The sequence below is a fragment of the Pseudomonas khavaziana genome, assembly GCF_019145205.1.
Classification (GTDB): domain Bacteria; phylum Pseudomonadota; class Gammaproteobacteria; order Pseudomonadales; family Pseudomonadaceae; genus Aquipseudomonas; species Aquipseudomonas khavaziana.
Window position 1 is genome coordinate 148,386 of the sequence record NZ_JAHSTT010000002.1, and the last position, 22,116, is coordinate 170,501.

At 61.3% G+C, this 22,116-nt stretch carries 22 protein-coding genes; 13 read left to right on the top strand and 9 right to left on the bottom strand.

Translation table 11 applies throughout. The features are described 5' to 3' along the window. On the bottom strand, positions 1-1,749 hold the full coding sequence (locus KVH01_RS05210) for a bifunctional alpha/beta hydrolase/class I SAM-dependent methyltransferase (RefSeq protein WP_217880679.1): 1,749 nt from the start codon (positions 1,747-1,749) through the stop codon (positions 1-3). A gap of 10 nt (positions 1,750-1,759) precedes the next feature. Beyond that, entirely contained in the window at positions 1,760-2,383 is a 624-nt protein-coding gene (locus tag KVH01_RS05215; RefSeq protein WP_124413343.1) for a CDP-alcohol phosphatidyltransferase family protein, read from the bottom strand. Positions 2,384-2,694: 311 nt separating this feature from the next. On the opposite strand from KVH01_RS05215, the gene hflK (KVH01_RS05220) reads away from it, so the two are divergent. The 8 genes from hflK (KVH01_RS05220) to cfaB all read left to right on the top strand — a co-directional run bounded on the left by hflK (KVH01_RS05220) (position 2,695) and on the right by cfaB (position 11,868). Then, positions 2,695-4,620, top strand: a complete 1,926-nt coding sequence (gene hflK / locus KVH01_RS05220) for a protease modulator HflK (RefSeq protein WP_217880680.1) — start codon at positions 2,695-2,697, stop codon at positions 4,618-4,620. 9 nt (positions 4,621-4,629) lie between these two features. Continuing rightward, the gene (gene hflC, locus KVH01_RS05225) at positions 4,630-5,625 is read left to right on the top strand and encodes a protease modulator HflC (RefSeq protein ID WP_164486431.1); all 996 of its coding nucleotides are present in this window, start codon (positions 4,630-4,632) and stop codon (positions 5,623-5,625) included. After that, positions 5,622-6,656, top strand: a complete 1,035-nt coding sequence (hflK, locus tag KVH01_RS05230) for a protease modulator HflK (protein ID WP_217880681.1) — start codon at positions 5,622-5,624, stop codon at positions 6,654-6,656. Before hflC ends, hflK (KVH01_RS05230) begins: the two co-directional genes overlap by 4 nt. Then, positions 6,653-8,539, top strand: coding sequence for a cation-translocating P-type ATPase (locus tag KVH01_RS05235; protein WP_217880682.1), 1,887 nt, complete (start codon positions 6,653-6,655; stop codon positions 8,537-8,539). Before hflK (KVH01_RS05230) ends, KVH01_RS05235 begins: the two co-directional genes overlap by 4 nt. A gap of 116 nt (positions 8,540-8,655) precedes the next feature. Further along, positions 8,656-8,907: a BufA2 family periplasmic bufferin-type metallophore gene (gene bufA2 / locus KVH01_RS05240; RefSeq protein WP_124402396.1), complete on the top strand. Its 252-nt coding sequence runs from the start codon at positions 8,656-8,658 to the stop codon at positions 8,905-8,907. A gap of 66 nt (positions 8,908-8,973) precedes the next feature. Then, positions 8,974-9,819 (top strand): MNIO family bufferin maturase, encoded by an 846-nt coding sequence (bufB, locus tag KVH01_RS05245; protein ID WP_217880683.1) that lies wholly within the window; start codon positions 8,974-8,976, stop codon positions 9,817-9,819. Next, positions 9,810-10,598 carry an HvfC/BufC N-terminal domain-containing protein gene (locus tag KVH01_RS05250; RefSeq protein WP_217880684.1) on the top strand — a complete coding sequence of 263 codons (789 nt, stop codon included), beginning with the start codon at positions 9,810-9,812 and terminating at the stop codon, positions 10,596-10,598. Before bufB ends, KVH01_RS05250 begins: the two co-directional genes overlap by 10 nt. 85 nt (positions 10,599-10,683) lie before the next feature. Further along, entirely contained in the window at positions 10,684-11,868 is a 1,185-nt protein-coding gene (gene cfaB, locus KVH01_RS05255; RefSeq protein ID WP_217880685.1) for a C17 cyclopropane fatty acid synthase CfaB, read from the top strand. A 73-nt stretch (positions 11,869-11,941) separates the two neighbouring features. Here cfaB and cls read toward each other — a convergent pair whose 3' ends face one another. After that, positions 11,942-13,381, bottom strand: coding sequence for a cardiolipin synthase (gene cls, locus KVH01_RS05260; RefSeq protein WP_217880686.1), 1,440 nt, complete (start codon positions 13,379-13,381; stop codon positions 11,942-11,944). Positions 13,382-13,511: 130 nt separating this feature from the next. Between cls and KVH01_RS05265 the strand changes: the two genes are divergently transcribed. Next, on the top strand, positions 13,512-14,033 hold the full coding sequence (locus KVH01_RS05265; RefSeq protein WP_034116524.1) for a DUF3617 domain-containing protein: 522 nt from the start codon (positions 13,512-13,514) through the stop codon (positions 14,031-14,033). A gap of 68 nt (positions 14,034-14,101) precedes the next feature. On the opposite strand, the gene KVH01_RS05270 is transcribed toward KVH01_RS05265, so the two are convergent. Genes KVH01_RS05270 through folE2 form a run of 5 tightly spaced genes read right to left on the bottom strand, consistent with a single transcriptional unit; the run spans position 14,102 to position 17,970 of the window. Next, a complete protein-coding gene (locus KVH01_RS05270; RefSeq protein ID WP_217880687.1) occupies positions 14,102-14,662 on the bottom strand; it encodes a gamma carbonic anhydrase family protein in 561 nt (186 codons plus the stop codon). Continuing rightward, on the bottom strand, positions 14,659-15,537 hold the full coding sequence (locus tag KVH01_RS05275; RefSeq protein ID WP_217880688.1) for a metal ABC transporter substrate-binding protein: 879 nt from the start codon (positions 15,535-15,537) through the stop codon (positions 14,659-14,661). Before KVH01_RS05275 ends, KVH01_RS05270 begins: the two co-directional genes overlap by 4 nt. 11 nt (positions 15,538-15,548) lie before the next feature. Then, complete coding sequence (locus KVH01_RS05280) at positions 15,549-16,415, bottom strand: metal ABC transporter permease (protein WP_217880689.1); 867 nt, start codon at positions 16,413-16,415, stop codon at positions 15,549-15,551. After that, on the bottom strand, positions 16,415-17,083 hold the full coding sequence (locus KVH01_RS05285) for a metal ABC transporter ATP-binding protein (RefSeq protein WP_217880690.1): 669 nt from the start codon (positions 17,081-17,083) through the stop codon (positions 16,415-16,417). The genes KVH01_RS05280 and KVH01_RS05285 overlap by 1 nt, the downstream gene beginning before the upstream one ends. Next, complete coding sequence (gene folE2, locus KVH01_RS05290; RefSeq protein ID WP_217880691.1) at positions 17,080-17,970, bottom strand: GTP cyclohydrolase FolE2; 891 nt, start codon at positions 17,968-17,970, stop codon at positions 17,080-17,082. Before folE2 ends, KVH01_RS05285 begins: the two co-directional genes overlap by 4 nt. 128 nt (positions 17,971-18,098) lie before the next feature. Between folE2 and KVH01_RS05295 the strand changes: the two genes are divergently transcribed. Next, entirely contained in the window at positions 18,099-19,310 is a 1,212-nt protein-coding gene (locus KVH01_RS05295; RefSeq protein WP_217880692.1) for an N-acetylmuramoyl-L-alanine amidase, read from the top strand. Here the strand turns inward: KVH01_RS05295 and KVH01_RS05300 are convergent. Further along, positions 19,307-19,675, bottom strand: a complete 369-nt coding sequence (locus KVH01_RS05300; RefSeq protein WP_217880693.1) for a glutamine synthetase — start codon at positions 19,673-19,675, stop codon at positions 19,307-19,309. The genes KVH01_RS05295 and KVH01_RS05300 overlap by 4 nt on opposite strands. A gap of 125 nt (positions 19,676-19,800) precedes the next feature. Between KVH01_RS05300 and dksA the strand changes: the two genes are divergently transcribed. Genes dksA through KVH01_RS05315 form a run of 3 tightly spaced genes read left to right on the top strand, consistent with a single transcriptional unit; the run spans position 19,801 to position 22,082 of the window. Further along, positions 19,801-20,205, top strand: a complete 405-nt coding sequence (gene dksA / locus KVH01_RS05305) for an RNA polymerase-binding protein DksA (protein ID WP_217880694.1) — start codon at positions 19,801-19,803, stop codon at positions 20,203-20,205. 27 nt (positions 20,206-20,232) lie between these two features. Next, the gene (zigA, locus tag KVH01_RS05310) at positions 20,233-21,438 is read left to right on the top strand and encodes a zinc metallochaperone GTPase ZigA (RefSeq protein WP_217880695.1); all 1,206 of its coding nucleotides are present in this window, start codon (positions 20,233-20,235) and stop codon (positions 21,436-21,438) included. Next, positions 21,438-22,082 carry a DUF1826 domain-containing protein gene (locus tag KVH01_RS05315; protein WP_217880696.1) on the top strand — a complete coding sequence of 215 codons (645 nt, stop codon included), beginning with the start codon at positions 21,438-21,440 and terminating at the stop codon, positions 22,080-22,082. Before zigA ends, KVH01_RS05315 begins: the two co-directional genes overlap by 1 nt. Positions 22,083-22,116 lie beyond the last annotated feature (34 nt).

Below are 22,116 nucleotides of genomic sequence, written 5' to 3' on the forward strand. Positions count from 1 at the left end.
TTAGATCTTCTGTGCCAGGGACACCGTAAAAATGCCCCAGTCATCCACGCGCTGGGTGATCTTGCGAAAACCCGCGGCCTCGACCAGCTGGTCCATTTCCGCCTGGCTGCGCCGACGCATCACCCAGGCCTGGCCCTGGCGGTGGCTGGTAAGTGCACGGGCAATCAGCTCAAGTTGCGGGTGCCATGGCTGGCCGGTGTACACCAGATAACCGCCCGGTTCCACGGCTTCGGCCAAGCCTGCCAGTGAGCCGCCGACCATGGCGTTATCGGCGAACAATTCATACAGGCCCGACACCACGGCCAAGGTCGGCTTGGGTTCCAGGGCGGCCAGGTCGGCGCGGTCGAACGCATCGGCTTTGACGAACCGGGCGATGTCCCCCAAGCCCTTCTCGAGGATCAGTGCGCCACCGTCGCGCACGTTGATGTCGCTGTAGTCGCGCAGCAGGATCGATTCCGGCAACGGCGACACGCCCTGCAAAGCCTCCAGAATGTAACGGCCGTGGCCGGCGGCAATATCGACAATACGTACTTGGCGATCATCCTCACGCAGCTTGGCCATCGCCAGGCGCAGCAGCTCTTCGACGTTCAGCTTGCGCTGACGAATACCGCGCCAGCCGATGGAATTGAGGTAGTTGGTGTCGATCATCCGCCCCAGGCCGCCCTTGCCGGTGGGTTTGTTGCGGTACACGTAGTCCAGGGTGCTGCCGGAGTCGAAACCGGTGTCAAAGCCCAGCTTTACTCCGTCCGACAGATTCTTGCCCAGGCCCATGCTGGCGCGGGTCATGCGCCAGTACAGGTCGCGCAGGGAATTGCGTGGCAACGGTGCGGCAAGGGATTCGGATTCGGCGCAGGTGGCGCCAAGTTTGTCGGCGTCCAGCAGACAGGCGCGATCCAGCGGGAGAGCGAAGTTCTGCAGGATAAAGCGCTTGGCGCTGTTCACGGCCACGGCACGGTCACGTTCGCCGAGGGTGTCGTGGAAAAAACCGGGGAGGATATGCAGCTCTTTTTTCAGGCTGCCAAGCCGGTCGAAAAATTGCTGCTGGGGTTTACGGTGCACCACAAAATCGGAGCCGGAGATCAGCAGCTGGGTTGGCACCTGGATCGCCTGGGCATCGGCTACAACCCTATCCGCTGCTTCGTAGAGGCCCAATAGCACATTCACCGAGATAGCCTTGGTGATCAACGGATCGCTGTCGTAGGACGCTACGCGCTCCGGGTCATGGCTGAGGAACTTGGCCTTGACGTAGCTGTTGACGAAAAAGTTGCCCCGGAACCTGCGCATCAAGGCCAGGCCTGGGCGGGCGAAGGGCACGTACAGCTTGACCTTGAAGGCCGGCGAGGCGAGCACCAGGGCGCGGATTTTCGGCGCATAGTCGTGGACCCAGGTGGCCGCTATCACCGCGCCGACGCTTTGGGCGATCACGGCGAGGTTTTCCTCTTCGATGCCATACGTGGCGCCGATGTGGTCACAGAAGGTCTGCGCATCACGGGCACTGGTGGCAAAGCTGGGGCTGTCACCGCGCTCGCCGGGCGACTGGCCGTGGCCGCGGGCGTCCCAGGCGAAAAAATCAAACTCCGGCAAGCCCAATTCATCTACCAGGTGGGCAATACGCCCGGAGTGTTCATGGCCGCGATGGAACAACAGGATTGCCTTGCGCGGCCCCGCGGTGGCGGTCGCCGGCCAGTGCCGATAGAAAAGCTCGACGCCATCATGGGTGCTGCAGGTGTGCTGTTGCTGTTCGCGCATCGCAAAATCCTTATGCAGAAGGGGGAGTGTGTTGTTGTTCTTTGAGGCCCTGACGTACCCGGTTGACCAAGGTGTAGGCGAGCAGGGCAGCCACCAGCCACATCACCGCCTCGACCCAGCCCGCGCCGAGCCAGCCCAACGCCACACCGGTGGCCAGCACACCGAGTACGAAGGCGCGATCACTCTTGCCCATCGGCCCGTCATAGCGGCGCGATGCACCCACCATCGGCCCCAGCACTCCGGCGTACTCGCTGAATACCGCCAGCAGCGTCACCAGCAGTACCGGCGCCAGGCTCACGCCGGGGATCAAGGCAAAGGGCAGGATCAACGCGCTGTCGGCAATCACGTCGCACAGTTCATTGAGGTAGGCGCCTAGGCGTGACTGCTGGCCGAACTCCCGGGCGAGCATGCCGTCGATGGCGTTGAGCGCCATGCGCACAATCATCCACAGCGGGATCAGCGCAAACAGCCAGAGGTGCTGGGCAAAGCCGGCAATCAAGGCGCCGACCAGCAGAGAAATCACCCCGGCCAGAACGGTGATCTGGTTGGCGGTGGTGCCGTTGTCGTAGAGACGCTGCACGAGGGGGCGCAGCAGGTTCTGGAACCGCGGTTTGAGTTGGTAGATGGAAATCATGGGGGGTGGCGCTTCCTTGTCCGTGGGCCCGCGAAAAACTGTTCAGGAGTGTGCCGACTTATTGCCGCCGACACTAGTGATAGCTCGTGTTTATAGGGGGTTAGTCACAATCCAGAGAACACCGTGAGACAAATGTGGGAGGGGGCTTGCTCCCGATAGCGGTGCATCAGCCAACCCATCTACTTACTGACCCAATGCCATCGGGAGCAAGCCCCCTCCCACAGGGGATCCAGGCTGGGTTCAAAAGCGAACAAAAATTTCACGCTTCGTGTTATATCGTAACGAATTATGTACAAGCGGGCGTTGAGTGGATGCAAGTGGATCTAGAAGCTGACGGCGCCTCGGTTGAGGGCCTTGCACGTTTTCAGCAGGGGTTGTTCCATGCCCGCCGACTGCGCCAGGCCGGCATCAGCCTGACGGCCCTGGCCATCAGTGCTTGGGTACTGGCGTTGTTCGTGGCGTTGTTTGCGCCACTGTCGATCTGGCCGGTGGTGTTGATCAACTGCGCTTCGGCCCTGTTGGTGCTGGTAGCCGGGTTACAGTCGGCCTGGTGGGTGGCCGATTGGCGCGCCCAGGCGCTGGAGGCGCCAAGCACCGAACTGAACGAAGAACCCAGCGAGCCCACCACTTGGCACAAGGGCCTGATCAACCGTTTCGGCAATGGTCTGCTGGCCCAGGTCGGCGCGCCGGTATTGTGGTTGGGTGGCTGGGCCCTGCTGGCGTTGGTCAGTGTTACCCAGTTCTGGAACCTGGCCTTGCCCGCGGCGGCCGTCGGTCAATCGGCAAGCATCGGCGCGGCGCTGGCGTTGGCGCTGGCGTTCGGTCTGCTGGTGTTTGAACGTCGCCTCGCCCAGGAAACCGCCGCCCAATGGCCGGAAGCTTCACAGCTGGCGCAGTTGAGCCGGGTGGCGATTATCTGCCTGCTGGTCAGTGCAATCTGCCTGCTGTTTGCCAATGCCGAGTCGGTTTGGCCACTGCGTCTGGCGACACTTGTCGGCCTGTTGCCGACGCTGGTGGCGTTGGAGTTCTTGCTCAGAGGCGTACTGTCGCTGTTCAGCCCACGCCAGCCGCGTCTCGAACCGCGCTTGATGGCGCAGAGTTTTATCGCCGGCCTGCTGCGTTGGCCGCCACAACCCTTGCTGGCGTTGCAACATGAGCTGCACAACCGTTTCGGTATCGATCTGCGCCAGATCTGGGCCTTTACCTACATGCGCCGGGCGTTTTTGCCGGTGCTGCTGGCGGTGCTGGCGGTCGGCTGGGCGCTGACCGGCGTGCATGAGGTGCCCCTGCAAGGGCGTGGGATTTATGAGCGCTTTGGCAAACCGGTCGAAGTGTTCGGCCCCGGCTTGCATGCGGGTTTGCCGTGGCCGTTGGGCCGTGTGCTGAACGTCGAAAACGGCGTGGTGCACGAGCTGGCGACCAACGTCAGCGAAGCCGCCACACCAGAGTTGGCCGCTGCCGAAGGCCCGGCGCCATTGATCGCCAACCGCCTGTGGGACGCCAGCCATGTGAACGACAAATCCCAGGTCATTGCCAGCAGCAGCGGCGATAAGCAGGGCTTCCAGATCGTCAATATGGACGTGCGTTTAGTCTACCGTATCGGCCTTACCGACCAGGCCGCGCTCGCCGCCACCTATAACAGCGCTGATATCCCGACCCTGATCCGCAGCACCGCCAGCCGCATCCTGGTGCATGACTTCGCCTCGCGCACCCTTGACGAATTGCTCGGTGAACAACGCACCAGCCTCGCCGACGAAATTGGTCGCGGCGTGCAAGCCGACCTGCAAACACTCGACAGCGGTGTGGAAATCCTCGCTACGGTGGTGGAGGCGATCCACCCGCCGGCCGGTGCCGCCAACGCTTACCACGGTGTGCAAGCCGCGCAGATCGGCGTCCAGGCCCTGATCGCCCGGGAACGCGGTGCAGCCAGCGAGCAGACCAACCAGGCGCTGTTGCAAGCCAGCACAGCCCGGGATCAAGCCCAGGCCAGCGCCCGTGAAGTGAATGCCGGCGCGCAAGCGGCGAACCTGCGCTTTGCTGCCGAACAAAAAGCCTATGCCGCTGCCGGCCAGGCTTTTGTGCTGGAACAGTACCTGGGGCAACTGAGCCAGGGCCTGGCCCACGCCAAGCTGCTTATTCTGGATCATCGTTTGGGCGCCGGCAGCGCGCCGACGATCGATCTGCGTTCTTTTACTTTGCCCGCCGATCCGTCGGTGCCGCGCAAAGCCGTTCAATAAGGAGTCTGTCTGTTGAGCGCTCATTCTCACGATCACGGTCATCACCATCATCACGGCCACCACCATCATCATCACGGCGATGAGCAGGCGAGCGGGCCTTTTCCTTGGCGCCGCATGGCCTGGGCGGTGTTGCTGGTACTGTTTGCCGCGGCAGCGGCGAGCCTGGTGCAGGTGCGCTCCGGCGAGGCCACGGTGATTACCCGCTTCGGCAACCCCGCACGAGTGCTGTTGGAACCGGGCCTGGGCTGGCGCTGGCCGGCACCGTTCGAAGCGGCGATCCCGGTGGACCTGCGCCTGCGCACCACGTCCAGCGGCTTGCAGGATGTGGGCACCCGCGATGGCCTGCGGATTATCGTGCAGGCCTATGTGGCGTGGCAGGTACAGGGCGATGCCGACAATGTGCAGCGCTTTATGCGCGCGGTGCAGAACCAGCCGGATGAAGCGGCACGGCAGATCCGCACCTTCGTCGGTTCGGCGCTGGAGACCACCGCGGCCAGCTTTGACTTGTCCAGCCTGATCAATACCGATGCCAGCCAAGTGCGCATTGCTGATTTCGAAGCGCAGTTGCGCCAGCAGATTGATCAACAATTGCTCACCACTTATGGCGTGCGTGTGGCCCAAGTCGGCATCGAGCGCCTGACGTTGCCATCGGTGACCCTCACCGCCACGGTCGACCGCATGCGCGCCGAGCGGGAAACCATCGCCACTGAACGCACTGCCGTGGGCAAGCGCGAGGCGGCGCAAATCCGCTCCGCCGCCGAGCGTGATGCGCGCATCGTGCAGGCCGATGCCACGGTGAAGGCCGCCGATATCGAAGCGCAATCGCGGGTCGAAGCCGCGCAGATTTATGGCCGCGCCTACGCCGGTAATCCGCAGCTGTACAACCTGCTGCGCTCGCTGGACACCTTGGGTACTGTGGTTACCCCGGGCACCAAGATCATCCTGCGTACCGACGCTGCGCCGTTTCGCGCCCTGGTGGACGGGCCGAAGGACATCCAGCCATGAGCGAGCGTGACAGCCCGGACAGCCCATGGATCCAGGCCGGGCGCCTGACTTTCCTGGCGCTGTACGCGGTCACCGTGTTGGCGGCGTTGGCCTGGGCCTTTTCCAATGTGCGTCAGATCGACCCGCAGAACCGTGCCGTGGTCTTGCACTTTGGCGCCCTTGATCGCATTCAGAACGCCGGTCTGTTGCTGGCTTGGCCGCAACCCTTTGAGCAGGTGGTGTTGCTGCCGGCGGCGGACCGGGTGATCGAGCGCCGGGTAGAAAACCTGCTACGTTCCGACGCGGCGCTGCAGGCTGATCGCGTGGCCAGTTTCGCTACGCCGTTGAGCGATGCCTTGGCTGGCTCCGGTTATCTGCTGACTGGCGATGCCGGGGTAGTGCAGTTGGACGTGCGGGTTTTCTATAAGGTGACCGAGCCCTACGCTTTCGTATTGCAAGGCGAGCACGTGTTGCCTGCCCTGGATCGGCTGGTGACCCGCAGCGCTGTGGCCCTCACCGCGGCGCGGGATCTGGACACCATCCTGGTAGCCCGCCCGGAACTGATCGGCAGCGACAATGGCGCCGCCGAACGCCGCGAGCGGCTGCGCGGCGATCTGGTGCAGGGCATTAACAAACGCCTGGCGCAGTTGACCGCCAGCGGTTTGGGCCTGGGCGTCGAAGTCACCCGCGTCGATGTGCAATCGAGCCTGCCGGGCCCGGCGGTGAATGCTTTCAATGCGGTACTGACCGCCAGCCAGCAAGCCGATAAAGCCGTGGCCAATGCGCGCACCGAAGCGGAAAAACTCACCCAGAGCGCTAATCAGGAAGCTGACCGCCAGGTGCAAGTCGCCCACGCCCAGGCCAGCGAACGCTTGGCCAATGCCCAGGCGCAAACGGCTACTGTCGCCAGCCTGGCCCAGGTAAAAGACCCAGGCCTGCTGTTGCGCCTGTACCGCGAGCGCATGCCGAAGATTCTCGGTCAGGCCGGCTCCGTCACCACCGTCGACCCCAAAGACGACTCCCGCTTGATCATCCAGGGAGCCGAACAATGAGCGCACCCATGCTGACTTCCGCCGAGCAGCGTAGCGCTGCCCGGCAATTGACCCTGGCCATGCTCGCCTTGGGGCTGCTGGTACTGGGCCTGGTTTGGCGCTGGCTGGCGCCGGACCAGAACGGCGTGAGCCAGTTGCTGCTGGGCGTGGCCTCGCTGTTGGTGGCGGTACCGGTGATGCGTTCGGCCTGGTACAGCCTGCGCTTCCCGAGCCTGCACGGCATTACCGACCAATTGATTGCCCTGGCCATGCTCGGCGCCTGGGCTACCGGCGATCTGCTCACCGCAGCGCTGTTGCCGATCATCATGATCTTCGGGCATGTGCTGGAAGAGCGCAGTGTGATCGGCTCCCAGGAAGCGATCCATGCCTTGGGCAAACTCACCCGCAGCCACGCCCGCCTGGTGCAGGCGGACGGCACCATTACCGAAGTGGATAACGGCACCCTGAATACCGGCGATATCGTCGAAGTGCGCGCCGGTGACCGCGTGCCGGCCGATGGTGTAGTGCTGTCCGGCCAGGCGAGCCTGGATACGGCGCCGATTACCGGCGAGTCGGTGCCATTGGAAGCCAACGTCGGCGTGCAGGTGTTTGGAGGCGCGATCAACCTCGATGGTTTGTTACGCCTTGAAGTGACGCGCACCGGCAATGAGTCGACCCTGGGCAAAGTCATCGCACTGATGCAGAACGCCGAGCGTTCCAAGCCGCCGATCACCCGGCTGCTGGAGCGTTATGCCGGCAGCTATATGGTGCTGGTGCTGTTGCTGGCGGCGGTGACCTGGTTTGTCACCAATGACGCCCAGGCCATGCTTGCCGTGTTGGTGGCAGCGTGCCCGTGCGCGTTGGTATTGTCGGCGCCGGCCACCGCGATTGCCGGGATCGCCGTGGCGGCGCGCCACGGGATTCTGATTCGTAGCTCGGCGTTCCTTGAAGAGCTGGCCGACCTGACGTCGCTGGTGGTCGACAAGACCGGCACCCTGACCTTCGGCACTTTGCGCCTGCAGTCTATCGACACCACCGCGCCGGATCGCCAGGCGTTGCTGAACCTGGCGGCCAGCCTCGGTTCTGCGAGCAGTCACCCGGTCAGCCGAGCGTTAGCGGGGTTGGCGACCCAGGAACAAATGCTGGCACTCACCGACATTCGCGAGCGCCAAGGCTTGGGCGTAATGGCACAGACCGAGCAGGGCGAAGCGGCGCTCGGGCGCCCGGAATTGTTCGAACAGTTGGGCATCGTCACTACCGGCGTTCCCACCCATGACGGCCCGATCGCCGGGCTGGCGTTGAACGGCGAGTTCCTGGCCTGGTTGCTGCTGGCCGACAGCGTCAAGCCGGAAGCGCGCCAGGCCCTGCAAGAACTGCGCGACTTGGGCCTGGGCCGCCAACTGCTGCTGACCGGTGACCGCCAAAGCGTGGCCGATAGCCTGGCGCTGGATGTGGGCATCAGTGATGTTGAAGCCCAGGCCCTGCCGGAAGACAAGCTCAACCGCGTGCTGGGAGAAATCAGCAGCGGCTTCCGGCCGATGGTGGTGGGCGATGGCATCAACGACTCCCTGGCGCTCAAGGCCGGTGTGGTCGGTGTGGCGATGGGTGCGGGCGGCGCCGACATCGCCCTGGCGTCGGCGGACGTGGTGTTGATCGGCAGCGACTTGCGCCGCCTGGGCACCTGTGTGCGCTTGAGTCGCCAGTGCCGGCAGACGTTGCAGGTGAACGTGATCATCGGCTTGGGCTGGACCCTGGCCATCGTAGTGTTCGCTGCCTTTGGCTGGCTGGGTGCGGCGGGCGCCATGATTGCGGCGGTGCTGCATAATCTCAGTACCTTGCTGGTACTGGGTAACGCCGGGCGTTTATTGCGCTTCCAGGAGCCGCTGTTGAAGCTCGATGAGTAATTTCAGAAATATTTGCATACGGCTGTAACGCCGTTGGGGGGCCTCACTCTAGTGGTGTGTCGAGACTGAGCAATCCGTTCAGACCGACTCCACTACCGATTTATGAGGACTACACAATGAACATCAAACAAGCCGTTTCCGGTGCAGCCCTGGCAATCGCTGCCGCTTCCATGTTTGCCGGTGTCGCCACCCAGGTACAGGCTGCCGACGCTTCGGTTCATTGCTACGGCGTCACCTCCTGCAAAGGCATGAACGATTGCAAGACCGCCGAAAACGCTTGCAAAGGCCAGGCTGTCTGCAAAGGCCACGGCTTCAAGGCTATGACCAAGGCTGCTTGCGACGAGGCTGGCGGCAAAGTCGGCGAGTAAGCGACAACCGAGTGCAACCGTAGCGGTCCCGCTCCACCGCTGCGGACACTTTTGCGGGAGTTCATGATGAGCAGTTCCTTCCCCTCCCTGGGTTATGGCCTGGGTTTACGCAACGAATACTATGAGCAGATCCTGGCGCAATCTCCTGCGGTGGATTGGTTCGAAGTGATTTCCGAGAATTATCTGGTGCCGGGCGGCAAAGCCTTGTACTACCTGGATGCCATAGCCGAGCGCTATCCCTTGGTGATGCACGGGGTGTCCTTGTCCATCGGCGGGCCCCATGCCCTCGATACCGAATACCTGGAGCAAATCAAACAGCTCGCCGAGCGCATCCAGCCGGCGTGGATTTCCGATCACCTGTGCTGGAGCCGCGGCAACGCGCACCAGTTGCATGACCTGCTGCCTCTGCCCTACACCGAAGAAAGCCTCTACCAGGTGGCCGGGCGTGTGCGTCAGGTGCAGGATGTGTTGCAGCGCCCGCTGGTACTGGAAAACGTCTCCAGCTATGTGCGCTCCAAGGCCGATGACTTTACCGAGTGGGAATTCCTCAACGCCCTGGCCCACCTGAGCGGTTGCCAGTTGTTGTTGGACGTCAATAACGTCTACGTCAGCTCGCGTAACCATGGGTTCGATGCCTGGACGTTTATTCGCAACCTGCCGCCCGAGAGCATCCGCCAACTGCACCTGGCGGGGCATATGGACTACGGCCACTACGTGGTCGACACCCATGACCATCCGGTGTGCGACCCGGTATGGGCGCTGTATCAGCAGACCCTGGAGCATTTTGGTCCGGTGTCGACACTCTTGGAGCGCGATGACCATTTCCCGCCGTTCGAAGAGTTACTCACCGAATTGAGCAAGGCCCGTGAACTGGGTGCCAGCGCCTTGGCCCGGAGATCGCTATGCGCCTGATCGACTGGCAATTGGCTTTTGAGCAGCATCTGTTATCCGAAACGTCCGTCGCCAATAGTAGCTTTGCCGCCACCTTGCTGGGTGGGCCGACGCTGGACGTAGACACGGGGCTGGCCATTTATCACAACGCCTACCTGTCGCGATTGCAGGAAGTGCTGCGCCATGACTTCGGCGCCATTTGGTATTGGCTGGGAGATGATGAGTTTGCCTTGCTGACCCAAGCCTATATCCGTCGATATCCCTCGGCCCACTACAGCCTGCGCTGGCTGGGTGAGCGCTTTGCAGTGTTTATCCTTGAGTACCTGGTCGCAGAACAAAGTGCGCCGCTGGCTGAAATGGCGCGCTTGGAGTGGGCGTTCACCCTGGCGTTTGATGCGCCCCAGGGTGCGCCGCTGACCCTGAATGACATGGCGCAACTGGCGCCGGAAGACTGGCCGACGTTGCAGGTCATCCTCGCGCCTTCAGTGCAGCAGTTGCTTTGCCGTTTCAATACGGTGGCGATCTGGCGGGCCAGCAAGGATGAATCGGATTTCCCCGGCAGCCAAGCTCTGAATCTGGCGCAACTCTGCCTGGTGTGGCGCCATGAGAATGTGTGCCACTACCGCAGCCTGGAGCCCGGAGAAGCCTTTGCTCTGGCGGGGATGGTGACCGCCGGTTGGAGTTTTTCAGAACTGTGTGCCCAGTTGGCAGTCACTTATGAAGAGGGCGCACCACTGCAAGCGGTCACATGGCTGAAACAGTGGATCCAGGACGGTTTGCTCGAGCGACGAGTGCCATAGAAAGGTGCTATCGATCGATAGCTTCCTACTTTGTTTGGGATGGTCTACCCTCACTGCAGACGTCTGAAACAAGGGGGGACTACTCATGCTCGCGCAACTTCCACCGGCCTTACAGAATCTTCAGCTACCGCTGCGTCTTCGACTCTGGGACGGCCATGAATTCAACTTGGGCCCCGAGCCCAGTGTGACCATCGTGGTCAAGGATCCCACGGTCGTGTCCAAGCTTAGCCATCCAACGCTCGACGCTCTGGGCGAAGCTTTCGTCGAAGGCAAACTGGAGCTGGAAGGCTCCATCTCCGAAGTAATCCGGGTCTGTGATGAATTGAGTCACGCCTTGGTCGATGACGACGAAGGCAGCCGGCCGGTGCGCTCGATCCATGACAAGGCCACCGACGCGGCAGCCATTTCCTATCACTACGACTTGTCCAACGAGTTCTACCAGCTCTGGCTGGATCAGGACATGGCGTATTCCTGCGGTTATTTCGAAACCGGCAGCGAATCAATCGACCAGGCCCAGCAAGACAAATTCCGCCACCTGTGCCGCAAATTGCGGCTGCAACCGGGTGAGTATCTGCTCGATGTGGGTTGTGGTTGGGGCGGACTTGCGCGGTTTGCGGCGCGGGAATTCGGGGTCAAGGTGTTTGGCATCACCCTGAGCAAGGAGCAACTGGCGCTGGCCAAGGAGCGCGTGAAAGCCGAAGGACTGGAAGATCAGGTCGACCTGCAACTCCTTGATTACCGCGACCTGCCCCAGGACGGTCGTTTCGACAAAGTGGTGAGCGTGGGCATGTTCGAACACGTCGGCCACGCCAACCTGGCGCAGTATTGCCAAACCCTGTTTGGCGCCGTACGCGAAGGTGGCCTGGTGATGAACCATGGCATTACCGCCAAGCACACTGATGGCCGCCCAGTAGGCCGTGGTGCCGGGGACTTTATCGAACGCTACGTGTTCCCCAATGGGGAGCTGCCGCACCTGGCGATGATGACCGCTGAGATCAGTGAAGTCGGGCTGGAAGTGGTCGATGTCGAAAGTTTGCGTTTGCACTATGCACGCACTTTGGACCATTGGAGCGAGCGCCTGGAAGACAACCTGGAAGCGGCGGCGAAGATGGTACCGGAGCAGGCACTGCGCATCTGGCGCCTGTACCTGGCCGGTTGCGCCTATGCGTTTGCCCGGGGTTGGATCAACCTGCATCAGATCCTGGCGGTGAAACCTCACGCCGATGGCAGCCATGAACTGCCCTGGACGCGGGAAGATCTCTATCGCTAAGCCGCTTTCCAGAATACTGGAGATCCAAATGTGGGAGGGGCTTGCCCCCTCCCACTTTTCCCTATTTTGTCTGTTACAGGATCGGTGAGATCAAGCGTGCCACCCGCATCCCCAATTGTTGCAGGCGGCGAGTCTCACGGCTTTCCTCCTGGCTGACCTCATGGGACAGGGCGAAATCGTCCAGCAGCATGTGTTCAACCTGGCTGGCGAAGGCTTCGTCCACCGTCAGCAACATCACTTCGAAATTCAGCCGGAATGAACGGTTGTCCATATTTGCGCTGCCAATAGCGCTGATTTCCCTGTCCACCAACACCACCTTCTGATGCAGAAACCCTGGCGTGTAGCGGAAGACCCGCACGCCTGCGCGCACCGCTTCGATGGCGTAAAGGCTCGAGGCGGCATATACGATGCGGTGGTCGGGCCGCGATGGCAGCAGCAGGCGCACGTCCACCCCACGCAGCACTGCCAGGCGCAGGGCTGCAAACACGGCTTCGTCGGGAACGAAGTAGGGGCTGGTGATCCAGACCCGTTCGGTCGCCGCGTGGATGGCCTCGACGAAAAACAGCGAGCAGGTTTCATAGGGATCGGCCGGGCCACTGGCGAGCAGTTGGCAAAGCACGCCGTCTTCAGGATAAGCGTCCGGCAGTATCAGTGGCGGCAGTTCCCGTGCAGCCCAGAACCAGTCCTCGGCAAACGATTCCTGCAGGCACGCCACCACCGGGCCGGTGACTTGCACATGGGTGTCGCGCCATGGCGCCAACGGTGGTTTTTTGCCCAGGTATTCATCGCCGACGTTATGCCCGCCGACAAACCCCGTAAGACCGTCCACCACCACGATCTTACGGTGGTTACGGAAGTTGACCTGGAAACGATTGAGCCAGCCGCTGCGGGTGGCGAACGCTTTGACCTGCACCCCGGCGTCGCGCAGAGACTGCACGTAGCGATGAGGCAGTGCATGGCTGCCGATGCGGTCGTACAGCACGTAGATCGCCACGCCTTGGGCGGCTTTTTTCTTCAGCAGGGCCTGTAACTGGCGGCCCAGTTCATCATCATGAATGATGAAGAATTGGAACAGCACGGCGGTCTTGGCGTTGCCAATGGCCTCGAAGATCGCGCCGAACGTGGCATCACCATTGATCAGCAAGCGCACTTCGTTATTGGCCAGGCACGGCATGCGCCCCAGCTTGGGCATGGCGCGCAGGGAGGCATAGGCGCTGGAGTTGCGTGCCGCTAGGGCTTCCTCTACCCATGGGCGCCAGTTCAGTTCGGTGATCGCCGTGTGCATTTCCTGGTTGGCCTGGCGACGGGCCTGGATGTACGCGTCGAAGGTGCTGCGGCCGAAAATCAGGTAGGGGATCAGCGTCAGGTAAGGCATGAACATCAGCGACAAGGCCCAGGCGATCGAGCCTTGAGCGGTGCGGACAGTCAGTACCGCGTGAATTGCGGCGAGGCTCCCGAGAACGTGCAGCGTGGCAATGAAGTAGGCGAGCAGGTGCGGGCCAAAGAAATCCATGAACGACGTAACTCCAGGCAGTCCAGTGCGTAACAGACCATGAACGACGGCGAATGTCGCTATTTTATTTGCCGTGCAACACTGGCCGCTTTGCGGCGTCTAACGCCGACAATTACCCAGGAGTTACCCGATGAATGCTCGTCTGCTAGGTTTGGCCATGGTTGTTGGGTTGTCGCTGCCGGTGGCGGCGCAGGCGCAGATGTTGGCGCCGGGCTTGTGGGAATTGACCACCAGCAATATGAAGGTCGATAACCAGGACCTGCCGGATCTGTCGCTGATCCTCGGTCAGCTCAAGCAACAGATGACCCCTGAACAGCGCGCCATGCTCGAAAAGCAAGGCATCAACATGGCCGGTAAGGGCGTGCAGGTGTGCCTGACCCCAGCCCAGGTTGCGTCCGACTCCATCCCGTTGACCGACCCTCAATCGGGTTGCAAACAGGAAGTGACCGACAAGAGCGGCAACCAGTGGAAATTCCGTTTCAGCTGCCCGAAAGCCCAAGGCACAGGCGTAGCGACGTTCCAGAGCCAGAAAGAATTCACCACCACCGTCAACGGTACGTTCAATGCCACCGGCATCCAGCAGAAGGGCAGCCTGGACAGCCACGCCCAATGGCTGGGCAACGATTGCGGAACAGTCAAGCCACGCGCTTAACGCAGAACATGCAGGGACGTCCCTGGCCGTTGTGACAGGCCAGGTGCCCGGAAACCAGCGCGTGTGGCTCAGAACTCGTTTTGCAAGGCTTTGTAACCGCGCACGAGGTCCACGTTGGTGCGCGCCACGTCTTCGGAAAACTCCGAGGCACTGACACTCACCGGCGGGAATTGCGACAAGTCGGTGCTGGGCCCGATGCGGGTGGTGGAGGGCACGTAGAAGGCGGCGGGCAGGTCGCGGCCGTCGACCACTGAGTTGTGGCGCACCACGCAGCCATCGCCCACGGCGCAGTTGAACAGCACGCTGTTGAAACCGATAAACACGCGGTCACCGACCGCGCAGGGGCCGTGGACGATGGAGCGGTGGGCGATCGAGGTGAACTCGCCGATGGTCACCGCCGCGCCAGACTTGGAATGGATGACCACGCCGTCCTGGATGTTGGAGTTGGCGCCGATGGTAATCGGGTCCATGGCGCCGCTGGCGTCGACTTCGTCTGCACGGATCACGGCATAGGGGCCGACGAACACGTTCTCGCCGATGATGACTTTGCCGCAAATGATCGCGGTTTTGTCGACGTAGGCCGATTCAGCAATCACCGGCAGGTCGCCGGAAGGGTTCTTGCGGATCATGGCTTGCTCAAGGCTGCGCAGAGGGTATTGAGGTTGTATTCGAACAGCCCGGTAAAGGTGCTGGCCGGGCCTTCTGCGGCAAGGGCGTCGGAGTACAGCGTGCCGCCGATCTGTGCGCCGCTTTCATCAGCGATCTGCTTGAGCAGGCGCGCATCCTTGATGTTTTCCATGAACACGGCTTTGACTTTGTCCTTGCGGATTTGGGTGATCAGTGCTGCGACTTCGGCGGCCGAGGGGTCACGCTCGGTGGATAAGCCTTGGGGCGCGAGGAACTCAATACCATAGGCCTGCCCCAGATAACCGAAAGCGTCATGGGAGGTGACGATGCGACGGTTGCCCGGCGGCAGCGCGCCGAACTTGGCCTTGGCATCGGCCAGCAGACGGTGGATTTGTTTCAGGTAGGCCTGGCTATTACGCAGGTAGGTGTCGGTGTTGGCCGGGTCGGCGGCCACCAGCGCCTTGGTGATGTTGCTCACATAGATTTCGGCGTTGGCCAGGTTGTGCCAGGCGTGCGGGTCGGGAATGGTTTCACCATCTTCTTCCATGGTGTGGGAAATCACGCCTTTGCTGGCCGTGACCACCGTGGCCTTGGTTTCGGTACTGGTGACCAGGCGATCCAGCCACGGCTCGAAACCAAGACCGTTCTTGATGATGACCTTGGCCTTGAGCAAAGCCTTGGCATCATCAGGGGTGGGTTCATAGGTATGGGCGTCAGCGTCCGGGCCGACCATGTTGCTGATCTGGATATGATCGCCTCCGATCTGGTGGGTGATGTCATCGAGAATACTGAAGCTGGTGACCACCTGGAGTTTGTCCGCGGCGTGGGCCATCGAAAATGGCAGTAGCAGACTGAACAGCACGAGTAGGGCGCGCATCGGGAAACACCTCATTGGGATGAAAGCAAAGGCGGGCGGCGCAACAAGCCGTGCACCGGACCGAACACCACGGACAGCAGATACCCGGCGCCCGCCACCAGCACAATGGCCGGGCCGCTGGGCAGTGAGTAGTAGAACGACAGCAACAACCCCAGCCATACCGACAGGCATCCCAGCACTGCCGATACCGCAATCAATACCGGCAGGCGTCGGCTCCAGAAGCGTGAAGCGATGGCGGGCAGCATCATCAAGCCCACCACCATCAAGGCGCCGATGGCCTGGAAACCGATCACCAGGTTCAGCACCACCAGGGTCAGGAACACGCCATGGGCCAGTGGGCCGAGGCAGCTGACGGTCTGCAGGAACAGCGGATCAAGGGTGTCGAGCAGCAGCGGCTTGTAGATCAGCGCCATGGCGATCAGACTGAAACCTGAGACCCAGAGCATGCCGGTGAGGGTGGTTTGATCCACCGCCAGGGCTGAACCGAACAGCAGGTGCAGCAGGTCCAGGCGTTTGCCGGCAAGGCCCAGGATCAGTACGCCGGCAGCGAGGGAAATGGGATAGATGGCGGCGAGGCTGGCGTCTTCGCGCAGGCCGGTGCGTCGGGTGATCCACGCGGCCAGGCCGGCCATGCTCAGGCCGGCGCCGAGGCCGCCAATGGTCAGCGCGGGCAGGCTCAGGCCTGCGAACCAGAAGCCCAGGGCGGCGCCGGGCAAGATGCCGTGGGCCACCGCGTCACCGATCAGGCTCATGCGCCGCAGGATCAGAAACACCCCCAGCGGCGCGGTGCTGCAGGCGAGCACCAACCCGCCGATAAGTGCACGGCGCATAAACACGAAGTCATGGAACGGCAACCACAGGTGGGCGCTAAGGTGCATCAGGCCACCTGCATCTGTGGTTGTGGGCGGATCAGCGCTTTGCTGGGGCCGAAGACGCAGCCGGTGTTCTTGATCTGCACCACCTGCTGGGTGTGATAGCGCACAGATGCCAGGTCATGACAGACAACGACCAGCGTGCGGCCCTCACTATGCCAGGCGTGGATATGTTGCCAGCACAGGGCCTGGCCGTCCTCGTCGAGGGCGGCGTGGGGTTCGTCAAGCAACAGGATCGGCGCATCGGCCAGGCTCATGCGGGCGAGCAGGGCACGTTGCAGTTCACCTCCGGACAGCGCCATCAACGGCCGATGTTCCAGGCCACTGAGGCACCAGTCGTTCAATACCGCTTGCAGGCGTTGGCTGCGTTCCTCGCTGGTGTGGCGGGTGCCCCAAAAACCGGCGGCGACCAATTCTTGCAGGCTGATGGGGAACTGGCGATCCAAATGTTGTTGCTGGGGCAGGAACGACAGGCCACCACGGCGTGGAACATCCATGCTGACCTTTCCCGACAATGGCTTTTGCAGGCCGGCAATGACCTTGAGCAAACTGCTTTTGCCCGTGCCGTTGGCGCCTATGATGCCGGTGAGGCTGCCTTTTTCCAGCGTCAAATCCAGTGCCGGCGTCAGTGGTTGACCGGGAGCGCCCCAGCGCAGAGCGTTACAAGTGATCATGCCAGGTCTCTCGTCCAGCGGCTTTCAGCCACGGCATCATGCGCGTGCAGGCTTTCGGCGTGGATTACTTTGAGGTGGAAGGCTTTGACCGCATCCGAGCGTTTCAAGGCGAGGTTCAGGCGGCGAGCGGCATCTTCGCAAAACATCAGGTTCTGCCCGTTAGCCAGGGCGAAGGCTTGTTCGTCCGCACGTTTCACTGCGGTTTGCACAGCGGTGCCGAGGGCGGTTTCGGCACTGTTGATCAAGTCGACTATCGCCAGCTCATTACCTTGTAGGTGAACGTGTAACTGCGCGCTGCTGCGCTGGCTATGAGGCGTGGCGACAATCCCATTGGCGCTGCCGAGCCAGGCAAACACGTCTTCGTGCTGCAACGGTGAATTGGCGAAATCCTCCAGAAATTGCTGCTGAATCAACTGCCTGGCGAGGGCGGCAGAACATGGGCAGGTTGAGGAATAAGTAACGTCAATTTTTAGTTCCACGTGGAACATCTGGTTTTCCAAGCGTGCTTCGATGCTCACCGGGTAACTTTTCCAGCCCGCCAGGGGGCTGACCAGCGCCGGGCGTTTAAGCAGCAGATCGGTGTGGATACGCAGGTAGGCGTTATTAGATAAACCTTCATGACTGGCGAGAAATCGAAGCAGTACATTACGCAGAAGTGCAGATGTGAGCGGCTGCTGATCGAGCATTTCCAGGGCCAGGTAAAGGCGTGACATATGAATGCCACGGGCCGTGCCGTCGTCCAGGCTGACGCCGGCATCGGCAGTGGCGGTCAGGCGCTGACCGTCAATCAAAATAGGCAGGGCGATGCCGCACATGCCCACCCAGTCGAGTGGCAAGGCTTGGCGTGAAGCCTGCGCGGCGATATCCGGCAGAGTCAGCGCATTCATAAGCAGGTCCATCGTTGGAAATAATTCGTCATGTTATAGTATAACAATAGTCGCTACGATGAAATTTCTACTCCAGCCTTTGTTCAGTCATGTCGAGCAGGGACGCTCCTTTATCTGCGGTATATGTCATGCACAGACGTCAGCTCCTCAACCTGCTGCTGGTCAGCCCCTTGTTCACCTTGCCTTTGGGGGCCTATGCCACGCAGATTCGAAACGCACGCCTGTGGCGCTCGGACGACAAGCTGCGCCTGGTGTTCGACCTTAGCGGCCCGGTGCAATACAAGACCTTTTCCCTGACGGCTCCGGACCGCTTGATCATCGACTTAAGCGGTGCGGGCCTGAGCGGTGACTTCTCCCAACTGGTATTGAAGAACAGTGGGATCACGTCGATCCGCTCCGGGCATTTTGGTAAGAGCGACACGCGCATCGTGTTGGACCTGGCCGCGCCGATGCAGCTCAACAGTTTCTTGCTGCCGCCTCAGGATGGCCAAGGCCATCGCCTGGTGCTGGACCTGACCAACGCCACTCGCGCCCCCCGTCAAATCGCTGCTGAACCGCCGCCAATAGTGACGCCGGTGGGCAAGGGGCATTCCAAACGCGACATCATCGTGGTGGTCGACCCTGGGCATGGCGGTAAAGACCCGGGTGCTGTCGGCTCCAAGGGCCAGCGCGAAAAGGATGTGGTGTTGTCGATCGCCCAATTGCTGGCTAAACGTTTGAAGCGTGAAAAGGGCTTTGCCGTCAAACTGGTACGCAACGACGACTTCTTTGTGCCGCTGCGCAAACGCGTGGACATCGCCCGCCAGCACAAGGCCGATATATTTATCTCGGTGCATGCCGACGCTGCCCCACGGCTTAGCGCATCGGGCGCTTCGGTGTATGCGCTGTCTGAAGGCGGCGCCACTTCTGCCACGGCGCGTTTCATGGCCCAGCGCGAAAACGGCGCCGACCTGCTGGGCGCCACCACCTTGCTCAATCTGAAGGACAAGGACCCAATGCTGGCCGGGGTGATCCTGGACATGTCGATGAACGCTACCATCGCCTCCAGCCTGCAATTGGGCAGCTCGGTATTGGGCAGCCTGCAAAGCATCACCAGCCTGCATCAGAAGCGTGTGGAACAAGCAGGGTTTGCGGTACTCAAGTCACCGGACGTACCTTCGATCCTGGTGGAAACCGGGTTTATCTCCAATGCGCGGGATGCCCAGCGACTGGTCACCGCGCGCCACCAGCAAGCGGTGGCGAATGGACTTTTCGACGGTTTGAAAAATTACTTCCAGAAGAACCCACCGATGAATAGCTACATGGCCTGGGTGCAGGAGCAGAAGAAAGCCCAGGCCTAACAGCCGGTCATTCGGCTGCAAGTGAACTTGGCACTGGCACCACCTGAGCTGGAAAAGCGGTTGAGGGTGGTCCAGCCCACACGCCGCGTGTAACCGACCCACGCCTCGCCATCGGATGCCAACCCGGTAAAGAACGTCAGCTGCCCATAGCGGCTGTTGGTCTGCGCCCAGTAGCGTTTACCGATCACTTCAAAGCCGCGCAAATACGTGGTGCTGCCCACGGTCGCCACGCTATAGGCGTTTCCCAACGGGTCTACGCACGCCAGCAGGTTGGCGCTGCGCGTGCAGTTGGCCAACAGACTGGGCGCTTGCGCGCAGGCAGGCCCTGCGGCTGCCACGAGCAGGGCACACATCAGGTATCTCATCGTGTTTCTCGGGCTAAGAAGATGATCAAGCATTGCGCCCTTCGTCGCGTCGAACAAGGGGGTTGGCTTATTTGCATTGTTATACTATAACATAAAAACACAGCCTGACCCGTGAACCGCTTCCCATGACCGAACAAGACCTTCTGGCCCAACCGCCTGCCGACTACATGAACGACACCCAACAGCGCTTCTTCCGCGGGCTGCTGCTGGCTCAGCGCGATGAGCTGCAAGCGCGTATCGACGCTGAGTTCCAGGCGCTGCGCGAGCAGGAAACCAATAGCGACCTGGCGGATATCGGCAGTGCCGAAGAGCAACGTCAATGGCAACTACGCCTGCTGGAGCGGGAAAAGAAGCTGTTGGACAAGATCGACGATGCCCTGGAATTGCTGGCCCGCGGTGAATACGGCTGGTGCCGTGAAACCGGCGAGCCCATTGGCCTGCAACGCCTGCTGCTGCGCCCCACCGCAACCCTGTGCATTGAAGCCAAAGAACGTGAAGAGCTGCGCGAACGCCATAAACGGGCAGTTTGACCGGCCACCCTTGATGAGGAATACCTGATGCCCAATCGTCTCCCCGTGACCGTGTTATCCGGCTTTCTCGGCGCCGGAAAAAGCACGCTGCTCAACTACGTCTTGCGTAACCGCGACAACCTGCGGGTAGCGGTGATCGTCAATGACATGAGCGAAATCAACATCGACGGCAGCGAGGTACAGCGCGACGTCACGCTCAATCGCTCGGAAGAAAAACTGGTGGAGATGAGCAACGGCTGCATCTGCTGCACCTTGCGTGAAGACTTGCTCGAAGAAGTAGGAAAACTCGCCAAGGAAGGTCGGTTCGATTACCTCCTGATTGAATCCACCGGTATTTCAGAGCCTCTGCCCGTGGCCGAAACCTTCACCTTTCGCGATGAAAACGAGCAAAGCCTGGCTGACATTGCGCGGCTGGACACCATGGTCACCGTGGTCGACGGCATGAACTTCCTGCTCGACTACCAGGCTGCTGAAAGCCTGGCTTCACGGGGCCAAACCCTCGGAGAAGAGGATGAGCGCTCCATCACTGACCTATTGATCGAGCAGATCGAGTTCGCCGACGTCATCCTGATCAGCAAGATCGACCTGATCAGCAGCCGCGAGCGCGAAGAGCTGATGGCGATCCTCGAGCGCCTTAATGCCCAGGCGGAAATCATCCCGATGGTCATGGGCGAGGTGCCGCTGCACAAGATCCTCAACACGGGCCGTTTCGACTTCGAACGCGCCGCCCAGGCCCCGGGCTGGTTGCAGGAGTTGCGCGGTGAACATGTGCCGGAAACCGAAGAGTATGGGATCGCCTCCACCGCTTACCGTGCGCGTCGGCCTTTCCACCCACAGCGTTTTTTCGACTTTATCGATCGCCCGTGGGTGAACGGCAAGCTGCTGCGTTCCAAGGGCTTCTTCTGGTTGGCCAGCAAACATCAGGATGCCGGCAGTTGGTCCCAGGCCGGTGGGTTGATGCGCCATGGGTTTGCCGGGCGTTGGTGGCGCTTTGTGCCAAAAAGCCAATGGCCCCAGGACGAAGAAAGCGTCGCGGCGATCATGGGTAACTGGCAATTGAACACCGGTGACTGCCGGCAGGAACTGGTGTTTATCGGGCAAAACATCGACTTCAACCAGATGCGTGCCGAGCTGGATGCCTGCTTGCTCAATGATGAAGAAATGGCTCTGGGCGTCGATAACTGGCGCCTGCTGCCTGATCCTTTTGGCCCTTGGTATGAGCAGGTAGCCTGATGCTGGCCCCGGTTATTCCCCTGCGCCCCGTGATCCGCCAGACTCGTGGGGAAACCCCGCTGGCGCTGTCAGATATTCTCGAAGATGGCGTCAACCTGGCAGTCTGGCAGCGCCAACTGCCCCTGCATATAGCCGAATTCGGCGCCTTACTGGTGGCGCTCAATGAGCCGTTGGCCGAGTCCTTGGTGATTGAGCTCGACAACGAAGACGCCGTACCTGACCTGCAGGGTTTGGCGTCCAGTTGTCGTGACCTTGAAGGTTACAACGGGTTTATTGCCGATGTGTCGTGGCTGGTCAGTGCATTCGCCTGCCTGCTCGGCGCCAAGCGTATCGGCGTGCGCCTGCGGCTGTTGGACAAGGCTATGTGCCCGCGCTTTCACGTCGACCATGTGCCGGTCCGGCTGATCACCACCTATGCCGGCATCGGCAGCCAATGGTTGCGCGAAGGTGTCATGGACCGGCGCCAATTGAGCCAGGCAGACGCTGAGCCCACCGAGCGCATCGAGCAGCTTCACTGCGGCGAAGTGGCGTTGCTCAAGGGGACGAAATGGCATGGTAACGAAGGGCATGGCTTGATCCACCGTTCGCCAGCGCTCCAGGCCGATGAGCGACGGTTGATCCTGACGCTGGATTGGCTGGCATAACCGGGTAGGATCAAGCTCTCCACACGGTCTGAAT